General features: G+C 72.8%; 19 protein-coding genes and 1 riboswitch. Of the genes, 9 read left to right on the top strand and 10 right to left on the bottom strand.

The genetic code is table 11. The annotated features are described in order from the left end of the window. Window positions 1-14 precede the first annotated feature (14 nt). A complete protein-coding gene (locus tag ABD466_RS36640; protein ID WP_344661861.1) occupies window positions 15-929 on the top strand; it encodes a LysR family transcriptional regulator in 915 nt (304 codons plus the stop codon). Here ABD466_RS36640 and ABD466_RS36635 read toward each other — a convergent pair. The 3 genes from ABD466_RS36635 to ABD466_RS36625 are packed head-to-tail and all read right to left on the bottom strand — an operon-like array spanning window position 923 to window position 4,568. Next, a complete protein-coding gene (locus ABD466_RS36635; RefSeq protein ID WP_344661860.1) occupies window positions 923-1,690 on the bottom strand; it encodes a serine hydrolase in 768 nt (255 codons plus the stop codon). The genes ABD466_RS36640 and ABD466_RS36635 overlap by 7 nt on opposite strands. Then, entirely contained in the window at window positions 1,684-3,222 is a 1,539-nt protein-coding gene (locus ABD466_RS36630) for an N-acyl-D-amino-acid deacylase family protein (protein ID WP_344661859.1), read from the bottom strand. The genes ABD466_RS36635 and ABD466_RS36630 overlap by 7 nt, the downstream gene beginning before the upstream one ends. After that, a complete protein-coding gene (locus ABD466_RS36625) occupies window positions 3,219-4,568 on the bottom strand; it encodes a type III PLP-dependent enzyme domain-containing protein (RefSeq protein ID WP_344661858.1) in 1,350 nt (449 codons plus the stop codon). Before ABD466_RS36625 ends, ABD466_RS36630 begins: the two co-directional genes overlap by 4 nt. Before the next feature lie 220 nt (window positions 4,569-4,788). On the opposite strand from ABD466_RS36625, the gene ABD466_RS36620 reads away from it, so the two are divergent. The 3 genes from ABD466_RS36620 to ABD466_RS36610 are packed head-to-tail and all read left to right on the top strand — an operon-like array spanning window position 4,789 to window position 9,033. After that, window positions 4,789-6,732, top strand: coding sequence for a prolyl oligopeptidase family serine peptidase (locus tag ABD466_RS36620; RefSeq protein WP_344661857.1), 1,944 nt, complete (start codon window positions 4,789-4,791; stop codon window positions 6,730-6,732). A 1-nt stretch (window position 6,733) separates the two neighbouring features. Further along, window positions 6,734-8,089, top strand: coding sequence for a M20/M25/M40 family metallo-hydrolase (locus ABD466_RS36615; protein ID WP_344661856.1), 1,356 nt, complete (start codon window positions 6,734-6,736; stop codon window positions 8,087-8,089). Further along, a complete protein-coding gene (locus tag ABD466_RS36610) occupies window positions 8,086-9,033 on the top strand; it encodes a S66 peptidase family protein (protein ID WP_344661855.1) in 948 nt (315 codons plus the stop codon). Before ABD466_RS36615 ends, ABD466_RS36610 begins: the two co-directional genes overlap by 4 nt. Here the strand turns inward: ABD466_RS36610 and lysA are convergent. Next, window positions 9,024-10,415, bottom strand: coding sequence for a diaminopimelate decarboxylase (gene lysA / locus ABD466_RS36605; RefSeq protein ID WP_425558834.1), 1,392 nt, complete (start codon window positions 10,413-10,415; stop codon window positions 9,024-9,026). The two genes, ABD466_RS36610 and lysA, sit on opposite strands and share 10 nt — an antisense overlap. A gap of 157 nt (window positions 10,416-10,572) precedes the next feature. Here lysA and ABD466_RS36600 point away from each other — a divergent pair, with 157 nt between their 5' ends. Next, window positions 10,573-11,739 (top strand): multicopper oxidase family protein, encoded by a 1,167-nt coding sequence (locus tag ABD466_RS36600; protein ID WP_344661853.1) that lies wholly within the window; start codon window positions 10,573-10,575, stop codon window positions 11,737-11,739. Window positions 11,740-11,755: 16 nt separating this feature from the next. Here the strand turns inward: ABD466_RS36600 and ABD466_RS36595 are convergent, their stop codons facing one another. Continuing rightward, the gene (locus ABD466_RS36595; protein WP_344661852.1) at window positions 11,756-12,706 is read right to left on the bottom strand and encodes an ArsR/SmtB family transcription factor; all 951 of its coding nucleotides are present in this window, start codon (window positions 12,704-12,706) and stop codon (window positions 11,756-11,758) included. A gap of 368 nt (window positions 12,707-13,074) precedes the next feature. Continuing rightward, window positions 13,075-13,154: riboswitch (S-adenosyl-L-homocysteine riboswitch) on the top strand. A 62-nt stretch (window positions 13,155-13,216) separates the two neighbouring features. Between ABD466_RS36595 and ahcY the strand changes: the two genes are divergently transcribed. Beyond that, a complete protein-coding gene (gene ahcY / locus ABD466_RS36590) occupies window positions 13,217-14,677 on the top strand; it encodes an adenosylhomocysteinase (protein WP_344661851.1) in 1,461 nt (486 codons plus the stop codon). On the opposite strand, the gene ABD466_RS36585 is transcribed toward ahcY, so the two are convergent. Further along, window positions 14,674-15,111 (bottom strand): hypothetical protein, encoded by a 438-nt coding sequence (locus ABD466_RS36585; protein ID WP_344661850.1) that lies wholly within the window; start codon window positions 15,109-15,111, stop codon window positions 14,674-14,676. The two genes, ahcY and ABD466_RS36585, sit on opposite strands and share 4 nt — an antisense overlap. On the opposite strand from ABD466_RS36585, the gene ABD466_RS36580 reads away from it, so the two are divergent. Next, window positions 15,098-15,463 (top strand): DUF4352 domain-containing protein, encoded by a 366-nt coding sequence (locus ABD466_RS36580; RefSeq protein ID WP_344661849.1) that lies wholly within the window; start codon window positions 15,098-15,100, stop codon window positions 15,461-15,463. The two genes, ABD466_RS36585 and ABD466_RS36580, sit on opposite strands and share 14 nt — an antisense overlap. Window positions 15,464-15,710: 247 nt before the next feature. Next, window positions 15,711-15,965, top strand: coding sequence for a hypothetical protein (locus ABD466_RS36575; RefSeq protein WP_344661848.1), 255 nt, complete (start codon window positions 15,711-15,713; stop codon window positions 15,963-15,965). A gap of 105 nt (window positions 15,966-16,070) precedes the next feature. Here ABD466_RS36575 and ABD466_RS36570 read toward each other — a convergent pair whose 3' ends face one another. Continuing rightward, complete coding sequence (locus ABD466_RS36570) at window positions 16,071-18,350, bottom strand: hypothetical protein (RefSeq protein ID WP_344661847.1); 2,280 nt, start codon at window positions 18,348-18,350, stop codon at window positions 16,071-16,073. 187 nt (window positions 18,351-18,537) lie between these two features. Here ABD466_RS36570 and ABD466_RS36565 point away from each other — a divergent pair, with 187 nt between their 5' ends. Further along, complete coding sequence (locus ABD466_RS36565; protein ID WP_344661846.1) at window positions 18,538-19,470, top strand: SAM-dependent methyltransferase; 933 nt, start codon at window positions 18,538-18,540, stop codon at window positions 19,468-19,470. A gap of 8 nt (window positions 19,471-19,478) precedes the next feature. Here ABD466_RS36565 and ABD466_RS36560 read toward each other — a convergent pair whose 3' ends face one another. The 3 genes from ABD466_RS36560 to ABD466_RS36550 all read right to left on the bottom strand — a co-directional run bounded on the left by ABD466_RS36560 (window position 19,479) and on the right by ABD466_RS36550 (window position 21,674). Next, window positions 19,479-20,474, bottom strand: a complete 996-nt coding sequence (locus ABD466_RS36560) for an ArsR/SmtB family transcription factor (protein ID WP_344661845.1) — start codon at window positions 20,472-20,474, stop codon at window positions 19,479-19,481. A 403-nt stretch (window positions 20,475-20,877) separates the two neighbouring features. Further along, window positions 20,878-21,390: a hypothetical protein gene (locus ABD466_RS36555; RefSeq protein WP_344661844.1), complete on the bottom strand. Its 513-nt coding sequence runs from the start codon at window positions 21,388-21,390 to the stop codon at window positions 20,878-20,880. A 23-nt stretch (window positions 21,391-21,413) separates the two neighbouring features. After that, a complete protein-coding gene (locus ABD466_RS36550) occupies window positions 21,414-21,674 on the bottom strand; it encodes a hypothetical protein (protein WP_344661843.1) in 261 nt (86 codons plus the stop codon). Between the last annotated feature and the right edge of the window lie 74 nt (window positions 21,675-21,748).

Below are 21,748 nucleotides of genomic sequence, written 5' to 3'. Positions count from 1 at the left end.
GATAGCCTGCCCGCATGCTCAATACGCACCGCCTCCGCATCCTCGCCGAGATCCATCGGACGGGCAGCATCGCGGGGGCGGCGCGCGAGCTGAAGCTGTCACCCTCGGCGGTCTCGCATCAGCTGTCGCAGCTGGAGAAGGAAGCCGGTGTCGGCCTTGTCGAGCGCGGAGCGCAGAGTCTGCGGCTCACCGCGGCCGGCCGCCGCCTGTCATTGCGCGGTCAGGAGATCCTGGCGCTGCTGGACGCCGCCGAGGCGGACCTGCTGGCCCACTCGCGCGCCGACGCCGGACACCTGTGCATCGGCTTCTTCGCCTCGGCCGGGCACCGGCTCGTCCCGCAGGCGCTGTCCCGCTTCGCCCACCGCTACCCGTCCGTGGAGCTCGAACTGGTCGAAGGGCAGCCGCACGAACTGGCGCCCGCGGTGCAGCAGGGCGAGATCGACGTCCTCGTGGTCTTCGAACACGCGCTGGACCCGTGGACACCCCCGGAGGGCGTCGAGGTGCGCGAGCTGTTCCACGACCCCCAGCTGCTCGTGGTTCCGACCGGCCATCCCGCCGGGCGCCGCAGTCAGGTCCGGCTCGACGAACTGGCGGGGGAACAGTGGATCACGTCCTACGGCACCGGTTCGCCGGTCCTGTCGGTCCTGGAGCGTGCCTGCGCGCTGGAGGGCTTCGTCCCCAACATCCGCTGCCGCAGCGACCACTATGAGGTCATCATCGGACTGGTGCGCGCGGGCCTCGGCATAGCGCTGATACCGAGCTTGGGCATCAACGACACCAGCGGTGTGGAGACCACCCGGATCTCCGGGCCGCGGCTGTACCGGAAGATCGGCGTGGCGTCCCGGCCCGCGAACCCGAACCCCTTGCTGGCGTCCTTTCTCGCGTATCTGGCTTCGACCGCGGCGAACCTGCGCGCGACCCACTACTGACCGGCGGCCAGCAGCGCCACCTGGGCGCCGATCTCACGCATGGCCTGCACCATCGCGAACTCCCGCCCCGGTTCGCAGCGCGCCACGACGGCGTAGCAGACCTGGCGGGCGCCGCGGACGACGCCGACGTCGCACCGCGTGCCGACATCGGTGCCGGTCTTGTTCGCGACCCAAAGACCCGCGACCGGGACTTCACGCACCGAGGAATCCTCGGGGTCATGGGGGATCGCCGCGGGCACCATGCTCCGATCGGCGCAGGACGCCATCCACTCCAGCACCAGCGGATCCTCGGCGAGCGCCTCGGCCAACGACGCCAGCTCCCGCGCCGAGCCCACCGCGAACGCCGGCGGATGCTCGGGAAGCCGCGGCTCCCGGATCCGATCGAGGATGCGGGTCTCCTTCAGGCCCAGACGCGCGGCGTCCTCGCGCACGCGATCGAGACCGACCCGCCGCAGCAAGGCGTTGGTCGCGGTGTTGTCGCTGACAGCGGCGGTCAGCCGGGCCAGGTCGGCCACCGTCCAGCGGCGGGCGGACAGCTTGCGGAGCAGGCCGGAGCCGGCGCAGTAGTCCCGGTCGAGCAGCGCCAGCGGCTCCTCGGGATCCAGGTCACCGGCTGCGAATCCGCGAGCCACCGTGGCCAGCAACAGAAGCTTGCCGACGCTCGCCAGCGGCAGCACCTCATCGGCGGCCTGCTCACCCCAGCCGGGGATCGAGAACGCCAGGGTCCCCGGGACATGCTGGAGGGCCGGAACGTTCAGCACGCCAGCACCCGCCCCGGCCGCGCCCTGAGCACCTCGCCGTCCCGCACCACCACCGCGCCCCCGACGACCACCATCAGCACGCCCTCCGGCGCCGCGAGCGGATCCTCGAAGGTCGCCCGGTCCGCGACCCGCTCCGGATCGAACACCACGACGTCCGCGTGCGCCCCGTCGCGCAGCACCCCGCGCCCCGTCAACCCGAATCGCGCCGCCGTGGCGCCGGTCATCTTCCGCACCGCCTCCGCGAGCCCGAACAGCCCGGCCTCGCGCGCATAGTGGCCCAGCACCCGGCTGAAGGTCCCCGCCCACCGCGGATGCGGCAGGCCCGGCTTCGGCACGCCGTCCGACCCGATCATCGCGAACGGCGCGGCCAGGACCCGCCGCACATCGTCCTCGCGCATCGAGTGGCTGATGATCGTCACGTCGCCATCCTCGTCCACCAGCAGCTCCGCGACCAGGTCCAGCGCGTCCACGGCGCGGGCGGCCGCGAGCTCGGCGACGGTGCGTCCCTGATACTCCGGGTGGCGGCGTGCGCTGGCCACGGAGATCCGGTCCCAGCCGCCGTTCCCGACCGTGTTCTCCCAGCCCGGCACGCCTTCATCGATGGCCGTCCGCATCAGGTCCCGCTGCAGCGGATCGCGCAGCCGTTCCAGCAGTCGCGGCAGGCCGCCGTCGTGGGCCCACGGCGGGAGCATCGCGGGCAGGTTCGTGCTGCCGGCCGTGTAGGGGTAGACATCGCAGGTGACGTCCATCCCCGACGCGCGCAGATCCGCCAGCATCGGCAGCGTCGTCTCGGTCCGTCCCCACGCGAATCTGCCGGCGGTCTTGTGATGCGACACATGCAGTGCCGCGCCGCTGTCCCGCGCGATGGCGACGGCTTCCGCCAAGGCGCCCTCCACCCCCGACATCTCATCGCGCAGGTGCGTCACATACGGTTTCCCATGCCGCGCGGCGACCCGCGCCAGCGCGGTCACTTCGTCAGTGTCGGCATACGAGCCCGGCGTATAGATCAACCCCGTGGAAAGGCCCACGGCCCCGGCCGCCAGCGATTCGTCGAGCAGCTGCGCCATCCGAGCGATCTCCGCCCCCGAAGCCGGCCGCGCCTCAGGCCCCACCACCGCCGCCCGCAGCGAACCGTGTCCCACCAACGACACGAGGTGGTTGGTCCGCCCCACGCCCGCATGTGCCCGCGCCAGCGCCGCCAGCCCCGAGTACGTTCCCGGGAACGCGCTACTACCGCAGTTCCCTGCGACCTCGACCGTCACGCCTTGGCGCACCGCCGCGAAGGCCTGCTCCGCCTCCAGGAGACCGTCCGCCGCGGCCAGCGCGGTGGTGTCCGAATGCGTGTGCGCGTCGATGAATCCGGGCGCGACGACCATCCCCGAGACGTCCACCGTCTCGTCGGCCTCGACCACCGCCCCCGGCTCCACCAGCGCGATCCGCCGCCCGACCACCGCCACGTCGCGCGCCGCCGGCGTGGCCCCGGTCCCGTCGGCGACCAGCCCGCCCCGCAGCAGCAGTGAGAAACCTGTCACAGCGTCCCGCTCCGGGCGACCACCTCGTCGAGGCTTTCGGCGGCGCGCAACACGCGGAACGTCACCGAGTCCGCCTCGGAACCGGATCCGGAACCGGATCCGGTACCGGATCCGGAACCCCCGGAGACTTCGAACCCGAACACCGGCGGCATCGGCAGGCTGTTGTACTGGAACGGCGAGGAGAAGTAGTACGCCCCGGTGTCCGGCACGACCACCACATCCTCCGTTTCCAGCTTCGGCAGTTTCCTCTCGCGCGCCGTCAGGTCCCCGGCGAAGCAGCACGGCCCGGCCACGTCCTGCACCTCCAGCTCGGCGGTGCTCGGCAGCCCGTGCCGGTCATACGCCAGCACCCGCAGCGGCCACGCGTCCGGCGCGAACACCGTCCGGGCCGCCACCTGCGCCCCGGCGTGCGTCAGCGCGATCGCGCGCCCGCCGGTGTACTTCGTGTACTCCACCCGGGACGCGATGAAGCCGTTCTTCGCCATCACCGACCGGCCGTATTCGGTGACCACCTTGAAGGCTCCGGAGAACAGCTCCGGGGCGGCCTCGCGCAGCGCCGCGACGTGATCGGCGAAGGTCGGCGTGTCCTCGTCCCGGGTGAAGTCCACCGGCAGCCCGCCGCCGACGTCGATGCCCTCGACCTGTCCCGGCCGCACCGCGTTCACCTCCCGCGCGAACGCCACCGCCTCGGCGACGCCCTCCGCGTTCAGCTCCAGCGGGATGCCCTGCGATCCGACGTGCACGTGCACCCACCGCAGCCACGGCCGCGCCGCGTAGACCCGCAGCAGCCGCTCGCGGTTCCCCGGATCGGCCAGCGCGATCCCGAACTTCGTGGTCGGTCCGGCGGTCGACATCGCCTCGATCGACCCGATGCCCACCTGCGGGTTGATCCGCACGCCGACTCGCCGCGCCGGCAGCCCGGCGGCCACCAGCCGCTCCACACGCTCCAGTTCCTCGAAGTTGTCGATGTTCAAGGCGATCCCGCCGCTGAGCGCGTCGACGAGCTCGCGCCGCGACTTCGCCGGCGAGTCCAGCACCAGGCGCTCGGCCGGGAACCCGGCCGCCCGGGCCTGCGCCAGCTCGCCGGGGCTGCTCACCTCGCACCCGAGCCCGTGGCCGCGCAGCAGCGCCAGCACCGGCACCAGCGGATTCGCCTTGGCCGCGAACGCGTGCAGCACGTCGACCCGGTCCGGCCACGCGGCCAGCAGCTCCCGCGCGCTGTCCGCGATCCCCGCCAGGTCGACGAACGCCGCCACCGGCGTCTCCTCCGGATCCAGCAGCCCCTGGACGACGGCGGCGTGGACCGCTTGGTCGCGGCGGACTCGGCGGGCATGATGATCAGGCATGACGGTTCCTCGCTCGATGTAGGCCGGTAGGTCGGATGCAGTGCCGCCGACCTAGCCTCGACCGCTGGAAGCCGCCTTGAGCGGAGCGTCGAAAACCTCGCCGCTCACACTCGACATCGCGCCCGGGCCCTTGCCGGCGGCGGCGCAGCGGCGACGATGACGCTTCGAGCCGACCCGACCGAGCCGACCCGACCCGACCCGACCGAGCCGAGGAGACCCCGTGACAAAGGTCGAGCACCCGTACGGCACCTGGCCCTCGCCGATCACCCCGGAGGAGGTGGCCGCGCTGCCGGGTACCCCGCAGTGGCCGACCGTGGTGGGCGACGAGACCTGGTGGTGCGCCCCCGACCCGGCGACCGCGACCGTCGGCCTCATGCGGCGCACCCCGGACGGCGCGGTGCGGCCGGTGCTCGGCGCGGACTGGCCGGTGGGCAACAAGGCCATCGGCTACGGCGGACGGCCCTACCTCGCCACCCCCGCCGTCGCGGTCTTCTCCTGTTCCCGCGACCAGCGCCTCTACCTCGTCGCCGACGAACCCAGGCCACTGACGCCCGCCGATCCCGAAGGCGTCACCCGCACCAACTACTCCGACCCGATCCTCGACCCGACCGGCACCGAGGTGTGGGTGATCCGCGAAACCCTGCGCCTGGACGCCGAAGGAGAGCTCACCGATCCCGCGCCGCGCACCACCCGCGAGATCGTCGCCGTCCCGCTGTCGGGTGCCGGCGCCGAGGACCCCGACGCCCTCCGGGTCGTCGGCCGCTCGCACCACTTCCTGTCCACGATCCGTCTGAGCCCCGACGGAAACCGCCTGTCCTGGCTCGGCTGGGACCACCCGGTGATGCCCTGGGAGACCACCGACCTGATGGTCGCCGCGATCGCCGACGGCGTCGCCGTCGCCCCGGCCCGGGTCCTCGGCGGCGACGACGTCTCCGTCTGCCAGGCCGAATGGGCCGACGCCGACACCCTCTACGCCCTCGCCGACCCCGACGGCTGGTGGAACCTCTTCCGCGTCGACCTCGCCGCCGACAAGCCCGCCGCCACCTGTGTCCTGCCGATCGAGGCGGAGTGCGGCCACGCCGTCTGGCGCGTCGGCTCCACCTCGTTCGCCGTCACCGACGCCGGGATCGTGCTGCGCCGCAGCCTCGGCGAGGAGGCGCTGATCCTCTGGGACCCGGATACCGGCGCCGTCAGCGACCTCGCGCTGGAATGGAACGAGTTCGCCACCTCCGTCGCCGCCACCGGCGGCACCGTGGCCGTCATCGCCTCCAGCCCCACCGAGCCCTCCACGCCGCTGCGCATCGACCTCGGCACCCGTGACACCGTCCGCTGCCTCGACCGGCCCGCCTATCCGCACGAAGCCTGGGTCTCCGTCCCCCAGCGCCGCCATGTCCAGGTCGACGGCGGCTGGCAGGTCCCGTACATCTACCATCCGCCGACCAATCCCGAGTACCGCGGCCCCTCCGACACCCCGCCGCCGTTGCTCGTCGACGTCCACGGCGGTCCGACCAGCAGCACCACCACCAGCCGCAGCCTCAGCTTCGCGCTGTTCACCTCGCGCGGCTACGCCGTCGCCTCCGTCGACTACGGCGGCTCCACCGGCTACGGCCGTGCCTACCGCGACCGGCTCCGGCACACGTGGGGCATCACCGACGTCGACGACTCCGTGGCCGTGGCGCGCGCCCTGGCCGTCGCCGGCCTCGCCGACCCGGCGCACACCGCCGTCCGCGGCGGCTCGGCCGGCGGCTGGGCCACCCTCGCCGCCCTCGCCCACAGCGACTACTTCGCCTGCGGCACCGTCTACTTCCCGATCAGCGACCCGGCCACGTGGTTCGACGAGCAGACCCACGACTTCGAGAGCCGCTACATCCACTATCTGGTCGGCGACCCCGAGAAGGACGCCGAGCACTTCGCCCGCGTCTCCCCGCTGGCGCACGCCGCGGAGATCACCGCGCCGTTCCTGATGCTGCAGGGCCTCGACGACGTGATCTGCCGTCCGGACCAGGCCCGGCGGCTGGTCGAGGCGGTGGAGGAGGTCAGGCCGGGATTGTGCCGGGCGCATCTGGAGTTCCCCGGCGAAGGACACGGTTTCCGCAAGGACGAGACCATGGCCGTCTGCCTGCAAGCTGAGCTGGACCTGTACGCGAGTGTCCTCGGAGGCTGAGATGACCGACCAGACCGCACGCCCGGCGCCGCGCCCCACGGAGGCGGACGCCGAGAAGCTCGCCGCCGACGCCGTCGCGGCCTGCTCCCGCCTGATCCAGTTCGACACCAGCAACTACGGCGCCGGCGAGAGCCGCGGCGAGCGCCCCTGCGCCGAGTGGGTGGCCGAGCAGATCTCGGACGCCGGCTTCAGCCCGACGGTCCTGGAATCGGCCCCGCGCCGCGCCAGCACGGTGGTGCGCATCCCCGGCGCCGACCCGGCGGCTCCGGCCCTGCTGGTGCACGGCCACCTCGACGTGGTCCCGGCCGAGCCGGCGGACTGGAAGTCCTACCCGTTCTCCGGGGAGGTCCGCGACGGCGCGGTCTGGGGGCGCGGGGCCCTGGACATGAAGGACATGGACGCGATGATGCTCGCGTTCGTCAAGCACCTGGCCCGCACCGGCCGGCGGCCGCCGCGCGACATCGTCATGGCGTTCGTCGCCGACGAGGAGGACACCGGCGACTTCGGCGCCGGGTACCTGGTCCGCGAGCACCCGGACCTGTTCGAGGGCGTGACCGCCGGGATCAGCGAGTCCGGCGGCCACTCGGTGCACCTGACCGACGGCAGCCGGCTCTACCCGATCGCGGCGGGGGAGCGGGGCAGCGCCTGGATGACCGTCACCGTGCGCGGCACCGCCGGCCACGGCTCGCGCCGCAACGACGACAACGCGATCGTGAAGGCCGCCGCGCTGGTCACCCGGTTCGCGGAGTACCAGTGGCCGGTCCGTGTCGTGCCGATCGTCAAGGCCCTGATCGACGGGCTGTCCGACCACCTGGGCCGGGAGATCACCCCGGACGACCTCAGCGGGCTCGGCGCGGCCGCGCCGCTGCTCGCCGACACGCTGCGGTGTTCGGTCAACCCGACGATGCTGCGCGCCGGCTACAAGCACAACGTCATCCCCAGCGAGGCCAGCGTCGCCCTGGACGGCCGGCTGCTGCCCGGCACCGAGGCGGAGTTCTTCGCCACCGTCGACGACCTGCTCGGCCCGGACGCCACCCGCACCGGTGACCGCAGCCTGCCGATCAGCGCCGACTTCACCGCCCCGGACTTCATCGCGATGGCCGCCGCGCTCAAGGCCCACGACCCCGAGGCGCTGGTGCTGCCGTACTGCATGACCGGCGGCACCGACGCCAAGGCCTTCGCCAAGCTCGGCATCCCCGGCTTCGGCTTCGTGCCCGGGCGCACCCCGGCCGGGTTCGACGCCTGGCAGTACGTGCACGGCGTCGACGAGCACGTCCTCACCGACAGTCTGGCCTTCGGCGCGAGCGTGCTCGCCACCTACCTGATGACCGACCCGCACGACCTGGAGAACGCATGACGCTGCTGCGGCCCCCGGGCCTGAAGCCCGGCGACACCGTCGCGGTACTCTGCGCCAGCTCGCCGGTCTCCAGCCAGGACCATCTGGAGTCGGGCCTGCGCGCCATGGAGGCCGTCGGGCTGAAACCGGAGGTGTTCGGCACGGCCCGCGACGCCGGCAGCCAGTACGAGTACCTCGCCGGGACCGACGCCGAACGGGCCGGCGACCTGATGCGCGCGCTGATCGACCCGAAATACGCCGGAGTGTTCCTGGCCTGCGGCGGCTACGGAGCGCAGCGCACGCTGGAGCTGATGGAGTGGGACCGGATCGACGCCGCCGCGCCGAAGGTCGTCGTCGGCTACTCGGACGTGACCGCGCTGCTGGAGGCCGTCGCGGTCAAGCTCGGCTGGGTGTCGCTGTTCGGCCCGATGGTCGCCTGCGGCGGATTCCGGCAGGGCCCTGACGAATACGATTTCCGGGAGCTGATGAAGCTCCTCTACACGCCGGCCACCGTCATGCGGCTGGCCTTCCCCGGATCACGAGCACTGGTCCCCGGCGTCGCCGAAGGACGGACGCTCGGCGGGACGGCGTCGCTGCTCGCGGCGAGTCTCGGCACCGACACCTCGTGTCCCGTGCGCGACGCGATCCTGTTCCTGGAGGACGTGGACGAACTGCCGTACCGGCTCGACCGGATCTTCACCCAGATCCGGCGATCCGCCTCCTACCTCGACGGCGTCCGCGGCATCATCCTCGGCACCTTCACCGAATGCGGCGACGCCGCCGAGGTCGACCGGCTGCTCGCCGACCGCTTCGGAGACCTCGGCGTCCCGGTGCTGGCCGGAGTGGCCATCGGGCACAACTGCGAGATGCAGACGTACCCGGTGGGAGTGCGGGCCCGGCTCGACACCGGTGCCGGCACCCTGACGTTCCTGGACCAGGTGCTCGCCGACCCCGCTCAGGGATAGAGCCGGAGCAGGTCCTCCTCGGTCTCGCGGCGCACGACGACGTGCGCCGCGCCGTCCCGCACGGCGACCACCGCAGGGCGCGGCACCAGGTTGTAGTTGCTGGCCGCTGAGCGCTGATACGCCCCCGAGCAGGGGACGGCCAGCAGGTCGCCCGGAGCGACGTCGGCCGGGAGACCGATCTCCTCGATGAGGATGTCACCGCTTTCACAGTGCTTGCCGACGACGGTCATCGGGCGGGTGTCGGCGGAGCTGGTGCGCGACGCGATGACGGCCGTATAGGCGGCGCCGTAGGTCGCCGGCCGCGGGTTGTCGCTCATGCCGCCGTCGATCGCGACGAACCGGCCCTTGACCGTGCCGACTTCGTAGACGGCGACAGTGGTCGGGGCGGCGATGTTGCGTCCCGGTTCGACGGAGACGTGGATGTCGTCCGGCACGGTGGCGCGCAGCGCGTCAGCGAGCTCGGCAGGTGTCGGCGCGGGCTTCTCGCCGGGCAGGTGGGAGACACCGAGGCCGCCACCCAGATCGAGGCGGCCGATGGTGACGTGGTTCGCCAGCTCGACGGCACGGAGGAACGCGACCATGCGGCGCGCCGCCTCGGCGAACGAGTCGAGGTCGAAGATCTGCGAGCCGATGTGCGAGTGCAGGCCCGTCAACTCCAGCCCCGGCTCGGCCAGGACACGCCGGACCGCCTCGTCCGCCTCGCCGGACGCGATCGACAGGCCGAACTTGGTGCGCTCGCCACCGGTGGCCAGAGCGGCGTGGGTGGCGGCGTCGACACCCGGCTTGACCCGCACCATGACCTTCTGGCGCGTCCCCAGCCGGCCGGCGGCGTGCGCCACCCGCTCCAGCTCCTGCAACGAGTCCAGGACGATGCAGCCGACGCCCCATTCCACCGCCTGCCCGATCTCGGCGACCGACTTGTTGTTCCCGTGGAAGACGACGCGTTCCGGCGCCATCCCGCCGACGCGGGCCACGGCCAGTTCGCCGCCGCTGCACACGTCCAGGCACAGACCGAGGTCGGCCAGCCAGCGCACCACCGCCGGGGCGAGGAACGCCTTGCCGCCGTAGTGGACGTCGCCGTCGGGGAACGCGGCGAGCCAGGCCCGGCACCGTTCCCGGAAGTCGGCCTCGTCGAGCACGTAGAGCGCGGTCCCGTACGCGGCCGCCAGGTCGCGCACGCTCAGTCCACCGAGGTGCAGCTCGCCGTCGGCCCACGTCGCGGTGGCCGGCCAGATCTGGTCCCGCACGGAGAGGGAGGTCATGCGCCGACGGTAGGGAGGGCGCGGGCCGGCGACGGCCGAGCGTCGAGGAAGTGGTCGCTGAGAATCGGTTCTGCGACAGGGCTTCGCCCCTCGCGGGGGGTCCGGATGTCGGCAGGTCATCGGCATTGTCCCTGATGTCCCTGGCGCACCGGTCGTCCCGGTCCTAGATTCGTCCACGGACACACTTGAGCGCTGTAGCGCTTCAGTGCTCCGCCCCGGAACAGCGTCACTCGGCTCCGCCACCTCCCGTCCCTGTTCGCCAGGAAAGGAAAGCTCCGTGACCGCTGACCCCCCGCCACGCCCCCGCGCGCCCAGCAGCCGCGGCGAGCCGCTGCTCGCCCAGCTCGCCCGGCGCGCCGTGCTCCTGGTCACCGTGCTGGCCATGGTGTCCGCCGCCTTCGGCGCGGTCGCGTTGGCGTCCTCGACAGGGACACTGAACGCGACGCCCTCCGAGGACTCGGACCCTTACCTGGCCTCCGGCCTCGCGTTCCAGGACCCGCCGGACGCGGACCTGGACGCCGCCGGCGGCGGCCTGACCATCACGCTCGACGCCGCCGACATGCGCTACGAACTCGGCGGCGGAACGTGGGCCTGGGGGCAGGCCTACGACGGGTCGTCGACCGTGCCCACGCTCCGGTTCCTGCCCGGGGCGCAGGTGAACGTCCGGCTGGTGAACCATCTGCCGGTGGCGACGAAGGTGCACTTTCACGGCCTGCACATGGCTGCGCGTTCCGAAGGCGAAGTCGTGTGCGTGGCGCCGGGCACCAGCCGGACCTACCATCTGGCGATTCCCGCCGGCCATCCTCAGGGCACGTACTGGTACCACTCCCACGTCCTGGCCACCGCGTGTCCGAGTACCACCGACCCGGGTTCGACCGCGGGGGCGACACCGGGCCCCGCTCCGGGCTCGACAGGGCGCCCGCCCCCGGCATCGCCACCCGGCTCCGAAACAGGCCCGGCACCGGGCTACGCCGGCCTCTCCGGCGCACTGATCGTGGGCGACGACCGCGCGTCGCTGCCCGTCGCGTACCGGACCGTCGCGACGCACACGTTCGTCCTCCAGGAGACCTCCGCCGACTGCCTCGTCAACGGCCAGTTCCGTCCGGTCCTGGCGATGCGCCCCAACGAGACCCAGCTCTGGCGCCTGGTCAACGCCGGCATGGACGCCTCCTACCAGCTGCGCCTGGACGGCTACCGCTTCACCGTGGTCGCCGAAGACGGCGCTCCGCTCGTCGCCGTCAGGACCGCCGACGCCCTGTCCCTGTCACCCGGAAAGCGCTACGACGTGCTGGTGACGGCCAACGACCACCCCGGCGACACCTGGCTGCGGGCCACGATGACCGCCGGCAAGGACGAGGACGGTGATCACTACCCTGATGCCACCCTCGTGCACGTGGCCGTCGCCGGGCGAGCGGTCGGCCGCCTGCCCCCGCTGGGCGGGTAGGAGCGCCGTCGCCGGCTCACGCGTGGTCGGAATCCATGATCAGATCCCGTCCCAACCGCGTGAGGCGATGCCGCACGGCCTGCCCGTCCCGCACGGTGTCGATCAGCCCGGCGCCGCGCAGCACGGTCGCGTGCCGGGACGCCGTCGCGGGGGACAGGCCCAGTGAGTCGGCGAGATCGTTCGTCGTGATCGCCGGGGACCAGGCCACGGTGGCCAGGGCGGCGGCGCGCGAGGAGCCCAGCAGCGCGGCCAGGGCGGGGCTCGGGGCCCGCAGCGCCGCGTCGGGGGTGGTGAGCGCGAACGGGGTCGGGTAGCCGATCGTCACCACCGCCGGATCGCTGTCGTCGACCAGGACGACGCCGGAGACCAGGGTCAGCGGCCGCAGCACCAGGGTGCGGTCCGCCAGCTCGAAGTCCATGTCCGAGAGCGTGTCCAAGGTGAGCAGCGAGCCGTTCCAGCGGATCTTGGGGTGGATGGTCGACAGGGCCGCGCCGATGCCCAGGGCGGCGGCGTGGGCGGTGGCCCGGGTGGCGGTGCGGGCCACCGCGGAGGAGATGCGGCGGCGATAGGGCTCGATCGCGGTCGCGCGGAAGTCCGCCACGGCCGCGTTCAGCCGCTCGTGCGCGGGCTCGTGGCCCTCGACCAGCGCCCGGTGGAAGCGGGTGAACTGCCGTCCTTCGCGGGCGATGTGCTCCAGGTAGTCGACGACGTCGGCGGTGTTCAGCCGACCCGGGCGGCCGAGCAGGCCCGGCAGGCTGCAGGCGGTGTAGAGGCCGGTGACCGCGGCCAGGACGTCAGGGGCCTGGCGTCGTCGCACCTCCTCCTGCCACCGCGACAGCCGCGGGGCGGCGAGGCGGTCGCCGTCGGTGGCCAGCGCGCCGCCGACCATCAGCTCCAGGCCGAAGTCGGGCGTCGAGGCGATCCGGACCCGGGCGACGTCCTCGCTCGACAGGCGTATGCGGATCACCGGTGTATCCCCCCGTCCCAGGGCCTTTGCGCCCTGATGCAAGAGAGTAGCCCGACGGTAGGGCGCTGATCGACCATTTTGTGCGCCAACGTCACCAGCCGCGACTGCCTCGCCGTCGCCGGCACGTCTATGGGAGCTCCTGTGATCCAGACCGAATGCGACCGCGTCGCCCGCGAGCAGCTGTGGAACTTCGCGTACTGACAGCACGGACCCTCCGACGGCCGTGACAGGCATGACGGGCATGACCCCCTGACCGCCTGATCCCCTGATCGTCGAGGCCGGGCCGGACGGCACGCCGGCCGACGGTGACCGCACCCAGCCCGCCCGCCCGGTGCTACCGTTGGCGGTGCGCCCTCCGTGGCGCCGCCGATGCCGAGAGGCGCTGCAACGGATCCCCGGGATCCGCCACGCTCGGCCTCGATGTCTTTCCCAAGGGCGCCTCCCTCGTGGAGGCGCCCTTCGTGCTTCCCCGGGGGTTCCACCACCTCATGCGAAGACGGGAAAGCGAGCATGAAGCACACCCTGCAAGAGGTCGACGGCCTGCAGTTCGCCGTCGCCGACCTGGAGCTGGCCGAGTACGGCCGCCGCCAGATCCGCCTCGCCGAGCACGAGATGCCCGGCCTGATGGCGATCCGCGCCGAGTACGCCGCGACCCGGCCGCTGGCCGGCGCCCGCGTGGCCGGCTCCCTGCACATGACCGTGCAGACCGCGGTCCTCATCGAGACCCTCGCCGCCCTCGGCGCCGAGGTCCGGTGGGTGTCCTGCAACATCTTCTCCACCCAGGACGAGGCCGCGGCCGCGGTGGTCGTCGGACCGGACGGCACCCCGGACAAGCCCACCGGCTCCGCGGTGTTCGCCTGGAAGGGCGAGACGCTGGAGGAGTACTGGTGGTGCACCCGCCGCCTGTTCGACTTCGGGGACGGCCAAGGCCCCGACCTCCTGGTCGACGACGGCGGCGACGCCACCTTGCTGGTCCATCTCGGCGCCGAGTACGAGACCGCCGGCCGCGTGCCCGAGCCGGCCGCCGGCGACCACGAGGAGCACCGCCTCATCCTGCGGACCCTGGCTGAGAGCATGGCGGAGGACGACCGCCGCTTCACCAGGATCGCGGCGGGTATCCGCGGCGTCTCCGAGGAGACCACCAACGGCGTCGCGCGCCTGTACAAGCTGGCCCGTGAAGGCCGGCTGCTGTTCCCGGCGATCAACGTCAACGACTCGGTCACCAAGTCCAAGTTCGACAACAAGTACGGCATCCGCCACTCCCTGCTGGACGGCCTCAACCGCGCCACCGACGTGATGCTCGGCGGCAAGCTCGCTGTCGTGTGCGGCTATGGCGACGTCGGCAAGGGCGCGGCCGAGGCGCTGCGCGGCCAGGGCGCCCGCGTCGCCGTGACCGAGGTCGACCCGATCAACGCCCTGCAGGCGGCGATGTCCGGCTTCCCGGTGGTGCGGCTGGAGGAGGTCGTCGCCACCGCCGACGTCTTCGTCACCGCCACCGGCGGCACCGGGGCCGTCCGCGCCGACCACCTGGCGGCCATGAAGCACAACGCGATCGTCGGCAACGTCGGCCACTTCGACACCGAGATCGACCTGGCCGGCCTGGCGGCCGTCCCCGGCGTGGTGAAGACCGAGATCAAGCCGCAGGTCCACGAGTGGATGTTCCCGGACGGCCACGCGGTGCTGGTGCTGTCCGAGGGCCGCCTGTTCAACCTGGGCAACGCCACCGGGCACCCGAGCTTCGTGATGTCGGCGTCGTTCGCCAACCAGGTGCTCGCGCAGATCGAGCTCTACACGCGCCGGGACCAGTACACGGAGGACGTGCACCGGCTGCCGAAGCACCTCGACGAGAAGGTGGCGCGGCTGCATCTCGACGCACTCGACGTGCATCTGACCGAGTTGACGGCGGAGCAGGCCGAGTATCTCGGCGTGCCGGTTGAGGGCCCTTACAAGGCTGATCACTACCGCTACTAGGAACGGGATCCGGGAAGGCTCGCCGCAGGACTGGGAAGGCCTGCGGCGAGCTGTACGGACTTGTACGGCATCCTTGCCTCCACGAGCGGGCGGTTGACAGGGTTCGAAACCATGTCAACGCGTTCTACGAAGTCTGATCTGACGGTGCGTGCGATCGTCGCGGCGAGTGCTGTCGCGCTGGCCGCGACCGCGTGCTCGTCAAGCAAGAGCAAGGTTGCCGCGGCGGTCGGCACCACGTCGTCTTCCGCTTCCGCTTCCGCTTCCGCTTCCGCTTCCTCCTCGGCCTCGGCCTCGGCCACCCCCTCCTCAGCTCCTTCCGCGTCCGCGTCGCCGTCGGCCAGCTGCAGCCCGGACAGCACCGCCACTCCGCCTCCCGTGACGAACAAGCTGACCGACACCGTGACGCACAGCGGCTTCAAGATGAAGATCGACACGCGGACGATGCCCTACCGGCCGGCGGCCAGCTCGCCCTACCAGCCGACGGACGACCAGCCGTGGCTCGACATCCATCTCGAAGTGACCAATGTCGGCGAGGCGGGCCGGGCGTTCTCGATGGAGGACCTGGAGGTCCGGGACGCCGCGAACGAGAGCTTCGTGCCGTCGATCGTGGCGTCCTACGACATCCCCAAGGAGCGGAACCTGAGCCTGGTCGACCTGAAGGCCGGCGAGGTGGAGACCGGCGAGGTGATCTTCGCGATCCCCAAGGACGCCAAGGGTCTGCGTCTCGTCTTCAAGGGCCTGCTGGGCGACGACACACCGCAGCCGGTCATCGACCTGGGGCTGTGACCAGCTCCTCGACCGTCGGCACCACGGCGCCGGACAGATCCCCGATCGTCGTCAGCGCCGCGTCGTGCAGCGTGGCGGACTGGCCACGTGGTTCGCGGTCCCTTAACGCGTCCGGATCCCTTTGCTAGCATCCGCGATGATCAGCGTTCTGAAAGCGGAGTCGGCTCGGGGAGGTCGCCCTGCTGTACGCGTCTATGGCCGCGGCTCTCAAGCGCCCGGTCCGACGACCTCTCGCAGGAGGGGAACCATGTCCTTCTCGACCGGGCTCACCACGCTCGTCGGTGTGCTGGGCCTCGCGAATCTGCTGCTCGCCCTGGGCCTGACCCGCCGAGTGACCGAGCACGACCAGCGCCTCGACCACCTCAGCCGCCCTGGCCCGGAACCCTTGCCGGACCTCGGCGAGCACGTCGGCGCCTTCCAGACCACCACGGTCGACGGCACCCCGCTGTCCGAGGCCGACCGGACCCCCGGCACCGCCGTCGGGTTCTTCGACGCCGCCTGACGGCCGCCGCCCCCACCGCGCCGGGAAGACACAACCGCGCCGGGAAGACACAACCGCCCGGGGACTGGGAGTCCCCGGGCGGCGTAGTGCGCAAGCGGCGCGCGGCTAGTTCGGCGCCACGCTGATCCGCCGCTGCCCCTGCTTCACCGGCGCGGCCGGAGCCTGATCCGGCGCGGCGTCGTGCTCGTTGAAGACAGTGCCCTGCGACGGCCGGTCCGGCTGTGTGGTCGAGAGCACGAAGGTCTGGCCGTCGGCGGTGGTGACCAGCACCTGCGGCCCGCTCCCGGCGAACGAGCCGAAGACCGGCACCGCGGCCGGGGCCGGGAGCTGCAGCAGCGGCTCCGGCTCGGCGGCCGCGGCGGTCCGCGGCGCGGTGCCCTTCGCGTCCTCGGCGGCCTTCGGGTCCTTGGTCTCCTCGACCTTCACGAACCCGTGCTTCGTGTCGAACACGAACGCCGAGACCGCGCCCGTGGGGCCCACCGCCAGCAGGCGGTCGGCGGCGCCCGGCTCGGCCTCGGTGAGGACCGTCGGCGCGGCGCCGAGCTCCGGATCCACCGACAGACCCTCGGCCTGGGCGGTCTTGCCGTCGGCGGCCACCGTGATCAGTTGTGCGTGCCCGTCCTTGTCGATGCCGACCAGCCACGGCTGCCCGTCCTCGGCGAACCGGCCGGCGGCCAGCCGCGTGAACGTGCCCCAGGCCGGGCCGGTGATCGTGCCCTGATCCACGAACCTGCCCGTGGCGTCGAACCCGTGGACGTGCGCGCTGCCGTCCTTGTGCACCGCCAGCAGCTGCGGCGCGTCGCCGGTCCCGGTGAAGTGCCCGGCCACCAGCGCGGTGACGTCGCCGAACCCGTCGGCGAGCGGCTCCGGCGTGCCGAACGTCGCGTCCGCGCGCCACGCGTAGCGCACCAGCTTGCCGGCGGCGTCGACGGCGACCAGGTCCTGGTGCCCGGCGACGGCCGAGGGCAGCACGGCCCGCATCCCGGTCGCGGCCCCGGTGACCATGATGGTGACCGGGCCCCAGGTCGCGGTCTGGCCCTGCTTGGTGGTGACCGCGACGCTCACCACGTGCGGACCGGGGGTCAGCGTCGTGGTGTCCAGGGTCAGCGTGGCGCTCGCGGCGGCCGGCTGGCTCGGCGCGGCCACCCCGTCGACGGTCAGCGTGGTCTTGTCCAGGTCCGTGGCCGGCGCGGCGCCGACCGAGAGCGCCACCGTGCCGGTCAGCAGCGGGGCGTTCGGCGCGGCCACCGCGACCGTGAGCTGGTGGTTGGTCACGGTGATCGAGGCCGGCGCGGACAGCACCGAGATGGCGCCGGCCGCGGTGATCGCCTGCGCGCTGATCTGGTGCGGGCCGTCCGGCAGCTTCGTGGTGTCCAGCTGGAGCTCCGCGGCGCCGGCGGTGGTGATGGCGGCGTCCGCGGGCTTGCCGTCGATCCAGTACCGCATGTGCGTCGAGGGGTGCTTCGGGTCGGCGTCGGCCGCGCGCACCGGGATCACGCCCGAGGCGAGTCCGTTCACGGTCGTGGTGCTCAGGCTCGGGGCCGCAGGGGGCGCCAGGAGGGCCGCGGTGGCCGCGTCCTGGATCTGGGAGCCGCCGGCGGCCGCGGAGCCCTTCTGGGAGCCCGTGGCGGGGTTCTTGCGCCCGTCGGCGGTGTGGGCCGTCACCGCCCCCAGGCGCCAGATCTGGGCGCCCGCCGGCGGCGTCCAGTCGTGCACGCCGACGAGTTCGGGCGTGCTCGGCCAGCCGACGAAGTTGGAGTCCACGACCGTGAACGTCCCGTCGCCCTTGTTGTCCAGCACGATCGCGGTGTGCAGGGGCGAGGAGTCGTCGTGGTCGCCGACCTGGATGATGTCGCCCTCGACGGCGTCGGCGGCGGCCACCGGGACCGCCCCGGCCGCGGCGAACGAGGCCTGGTAGCTGCCGCCGCCGTCGACCGGCCAGATCTTGCCGCCGGTGGCCAGGTACACGACGCAGTCCACGAACTCGCGGCACTGGCCGGTGGCGTACTGGTGCGCGTCCAGGCAGGCCTGCCCGCCCCAGCGGCCCACGTAGACCAGGGCGGTGGAGGCGATCAGCGCGTTGTCGAACTTGCCCGCGCCGGCCTTGGGGTGCGACGGCGGCGGGGTCGGCTTGGGCGTCGGCGAGGGTGACGGCGAGGGTGACGGCGACGGGCTGGGAGTGGAGGACGCGGGCGGCGGCGTCGGGATCGGCGCGGTCCACGGCGAGGTGATCGGGTTCTTCGGTCCGCCGGGGGAGGCCGGGGTGGTCGGCGTCCCGGCGTCCGCGACCGCGGCGGTCGCCGATCCGGCACTGACGACGGTGGTCAGCGCGACCCCGGCTATCAGACGGCGGCGGACTCGTCGGGCCCTGGCATTCTTCGGCATGACCAAACTTTCTACCAGCTGTCGGGCGACAAGACGACGTACACGTTCGGTCCAGGACGCATCAGGACGATGACAGCTAGCCCCCGCCGAGGTGACGAACGGGTTTACGCCGCACGTCAGGGCCGTGTCCGACAAAGGTTCGAGTGATCGGCGCTCATTCAGAGCCGTGTCCGCTACGCTACCCGGCGTGGCGGATCAGCTTCATCAGCCCTCGAACGACCCGACTCGGGCGGCGGCCGGCGGGACGACCGGCGGGAAGGCCGGCGCGGCGGCCGACGGGACGGTCGCCGACCCGGCCGCCGACCCCGACCCGCTGGCCCCCGGCTGGGTGCCCCCGCCGGAGCTCGACACCACCCGGGCCCACCCGGCCCGCATCTACGAGTACTTACTCGGCGGCATGCACTACTTCGACGTGGACCGCGAGGCCGCCGAGACCGCCCTGCGCCACGTCCCGCAGGGCCGCGCCATGGTGCAGGAGAACCGGGCCTTCCTGGCCCGCGCGGTGCGCTTCCTGGCCGAGCGCGGCCTGACCCAGTTCCTGGACCTCGGCAGCGGCCTGCCCGGCACCGGCAACATCGGCGCCGTGGCCCGCTCCGTGCTGCCGGAGGCCCGCATCGTCTTCGTCGACTACGACCCGATGGTCGCCGTCCACGGCCGGGCCCTGGTGGCCGGCGCCGACCCGGCGCACACCGCCGTCGTGATGGCCGACGTCCGCCGCCCCGCGGAGGTGCTGGCCGACCCGGAACTGCGCCGGGTGCTGGACCTGGACCGTCCGGTGGCGGTGCTGATGGCCGCGCTTCTGCACTTCATCGCGCCGGAGGAGGAGCCGCACCGCATCGTGCGCGAGTTCCTGGCGGCGGTGCCGTCCGGCAGCGCACTGGTCGTCACGCACCTGACCGACGGCGGCCACCCGGACCAGGCCGAGGCCGCGCGCCAGGCGTGGGACCGGGCGACGTCGCAGTTGTACGTCCGGAGCGACGAGGAGATCAGGGCCCTGTTCGACGGGCTCGACGTCGTCGAGCCGGGGCTGGTGCCGCGGCCGTTGTGGCGGCCGGACGGCGAGGTGCGGCCGGACTGGAAGGAGATCTGGGGGCTGGCCGGGATCGGGATCAAGCCCTGAGGCCGGGTTCAGCGCGGCCGGCCGGGGTTCAGCTCGACCAGCTGCCGCCCGACCGGGGTGAGCTCGTGCCGCACGCTCTTGCCGTCCCGGGTGGTCGCCACCAGGCCGGCGTTGCGCAGCAGGGCGGCGTGCGTGGAGGCCGTCGGCACCGAGACGGCGAGGCGCCGTGCCAGGTCCGAGGTCGAAGCCGGGACCTGTAACGACCGCAGGGCGGCGGCCCGGCCGGGGCCGAGCAGCGCGGCGAGGTGGTCGTCGGCGGCGGGCGCGCCGTCGTCCGGCTCGGCGGCGGGATAGATCACCACGAGGGTGCCGTCGCCGCCTGGTCCGGCGTGGGCGCGCTGCTGGCCGAACAGGCAGGGCGCGAGGATCAGGCCGCCGGTGCCGCTCGCGGCGTCGTCGGGGTCGTCGTCGGCGGCGTCGGCGTCGCGAACCTCGTCCGCGATCGGCCGCCACATGATGTCAGGGTGCAGATTCGTGAGCATCGCCAGTGTGCCGTTGCGCCGGCTCTGGCGGTCGCGCAGCGCGATGTCCCCCCGCAGCCGCTGCGAGATCTCCGGCCAGTCCGCCATGAGCGTGGCCCGGTAGAGGGTCAGCAGGCCGTCGACCACGGTCCGCAGGGCGGCGTCCTCCTGGTTGCGCAGGCCCCGGATCAGCCGGTCGGCGTCGTCGGTCCGGGCCGCCGCGGTGGCCAGGCGGAAGCCGAGCAGATGCGGCGGCGTGGCCCGCAGCTGGTCCAGCTCCTGCTCGAAGGACGGGGCGGGGTCGTCGCCGGCGATGGCCAGCGGCAGGAACGCCGGCGCGTCCGGGTGCGCCCGGTTGATCAGCGGGACCAGCCGGCCGGAGGAAGTGCTGACCTGGCGGCGGGCCCTGGTCCACCAGCGCTGCCGCCACGGCGAGTGGCGGCTGCACGGGCCGTCGTGCACGCCGTGGATCAGATGGCCGAGCGGGGACACGACGAACCGGGCCCCGGACAGGTCGCCCGGGCTGTAGTCGATGGTCTCCACCGTCGTCCTCCACGTCGCCGCCGCCCGCCCAAGTCGTGCACACGGGCCGGTCCCTGTCAATCCTTTGTGCGGGGCCCGCAAACCAGTGACAGTACCGGCGCCCCGGACGCATGATCGGGAATTCCGGGAAGCGGGCCTCCAGGCCGTCCCGGTCTGGGGGAGCGGCGTCGCGGCCCGTCGGTCAGGGGGCCGACCGCCGGCGGCGCGTCCCGCGCGGTGGGGAACGGGGAGCGGCGTCCGGGTCGCGAACGATTCATCTCCGGCGCCGCGCTCACCGCGTCGGGCGGCTTCGGCCGGCCGGCGACCGTACCGCGCCGGCCGGCCCGCCGCCCGGTGCGCGGGCCGCTGGAACCCCGGGCGCGGGGCCCGGGGTTCCGCCCGGCCGCCGCCGGGCCGTCCGGCTTCAGATCGCCGGCTGCTGCGCCCGTTGCGCCGCGGCGTTCAGCTGGCGCGCGTCGCGCACGAAGTCGCCGTCGATGGCCGTCTTGACGGTGTAGCGCAGCGTCTGGGACGCGGTGCCCTCCAACGAGTCCGCCGCGTGCCCGGCGGCGCGGTACTCCAGCGTCGCGGCCACGGTGCTCGCGCTCTCCAGACGGGCCAGCGCCTCCTGCTCCCGGCACAGCAGGCAGGCCGCGTAGAGCACCAGGGCCCCCGGACGGGTCATCGGATGCTCCAGCCGATAGGCGACCTGTTCAGCCACCCGGCCCAGCGGCTCCCCCGGATAGCGGTCGGCCAGATGGCGGCACGTCTTGGCGGCGGCGGCCAGGTCCTCGGCAGCGACCGGGGCGGCCGGAGCCACCCGCTCGGCGTCCTCGGCCGGGAGCAGCACGGCCAGTTGGGCGGCGAAGTCGTCGCGGTGGATGCGCCGGTCGGCGTAGCCGTAGCGGCCTGCGGTGAGGACGTCCGAAGCCATCATCTCGATACTCCCTTTCCTCGCGACTAAGGAGTCAACTCCATCATCGCGCCGCCTCGCGGTCGGCGCCCCCGCGTGTGCGCCGTGACCTGGAGGTGCGCGCTTCCGCACCGGACGCAGCGGCCCTGGGTGAGGGGAGAGGGGGTCCGCCGGCCGTCCAGGAAGAAGGCGGACTGGATCAGGCCCCGGCTGTCGTACACCCGCCGGATCTCGTAGACGCCGCTCCAGGCGTGGGCGCAGCTCCGGCACAGAAAGGAATAGGCCTGCTCGATCGGTGAGTCCGGCACGCCGACGCCTCCCCATGATGCGTTGAGATCCAACCCTTGCATTATGCAATGGTTCGCCCCCCGGCGGCAATCCG

The organism is Catenulispora subtropica, from assembly GCF_039531675.1.
GTDB lineage: Bacteria > Actinomycetota > Actinomycetes > Streptomycetales > Catenulisporaceae > Catenulispora > Catenulispora subtropica.
This window is presented reverse-complemented; position numbering and strand designations above follow the sequence as displayed.

Excerpts from the sequence above, each read along its gene's own strand:
- ABD466_RS36640 (WP_344661861.1), top strand. The coding sequence starts at position 15 with ATGCTCAATACGCACCGCCTCCGCATCCTCGCCGAGATCCATCGGACG.
- ahcY (WP_344661851.1), top strand. The coding sequence starts at position 13,217 with ATGAAGCACACCCTGCAAGAGGTCGACGGCCTGCAGTTCGCCGTCGCC.
- ABD466_RS36575 (WP_344661848.1), top strand. The coding sequence starts at position 15,711 with ATGTCCTTCTCGACCGGGCTCACCACGCTCGTCGGTGTGCTGGGCCTC.
- ABD466_RS36610 (WP_344661855.1), top strand. The coding sequence starts at position 8,086 with ATGACGCTGCTGCGGCCCCCGGGCCTGAAGCCCGGCGACACCGTCGCG.
- lysA (WP_425558834.1), bottom strand. The coding sequence starts at position 10,415 with ATGACCTGCCGACATCCGGACCCCCCGCGAGGGGCGAAGCCCTGTCGC.
- ABD466_RS36570 (WP_344661847.1), bottom strand. The coding sequence starts at position 18,350 with ATGCCGAAGAATGCCAGGGCCCGACGAGTCCGCCGCCGTCTGATAGCC.
- ABD466_RS36555 (WP_344661844.1), bottom strand. The coding sequence starts at position 21,390 with ATGATGGCTTCGGACGTCCTCACCGCAGGCCGCTACGGCTACGCCGAC.
- ABD466_RS36615 (WP_344661856.1), top strand. The coding sequence starts at position 6,734 with ATGACCGACCAGACCGCACGCCCGGCGCCGCGCCCCACGGAGGCGGAC.
- ABD466_RS36580 (WP_344661849.1), top strand. The coding sequence starts at position 15,098 with ATGAAGATCGACACGCGGACGATGCCCTACCGGCCGGCGGCCAGCTCG.
- ABD466_RS36625 (WP_344661858.1), bottom strand. The coding sequence starts at position 4,568 with ATGCCTGATCATCATGCCCGCCGAGTCCGCCGCGACCAAGCGGTCCAC.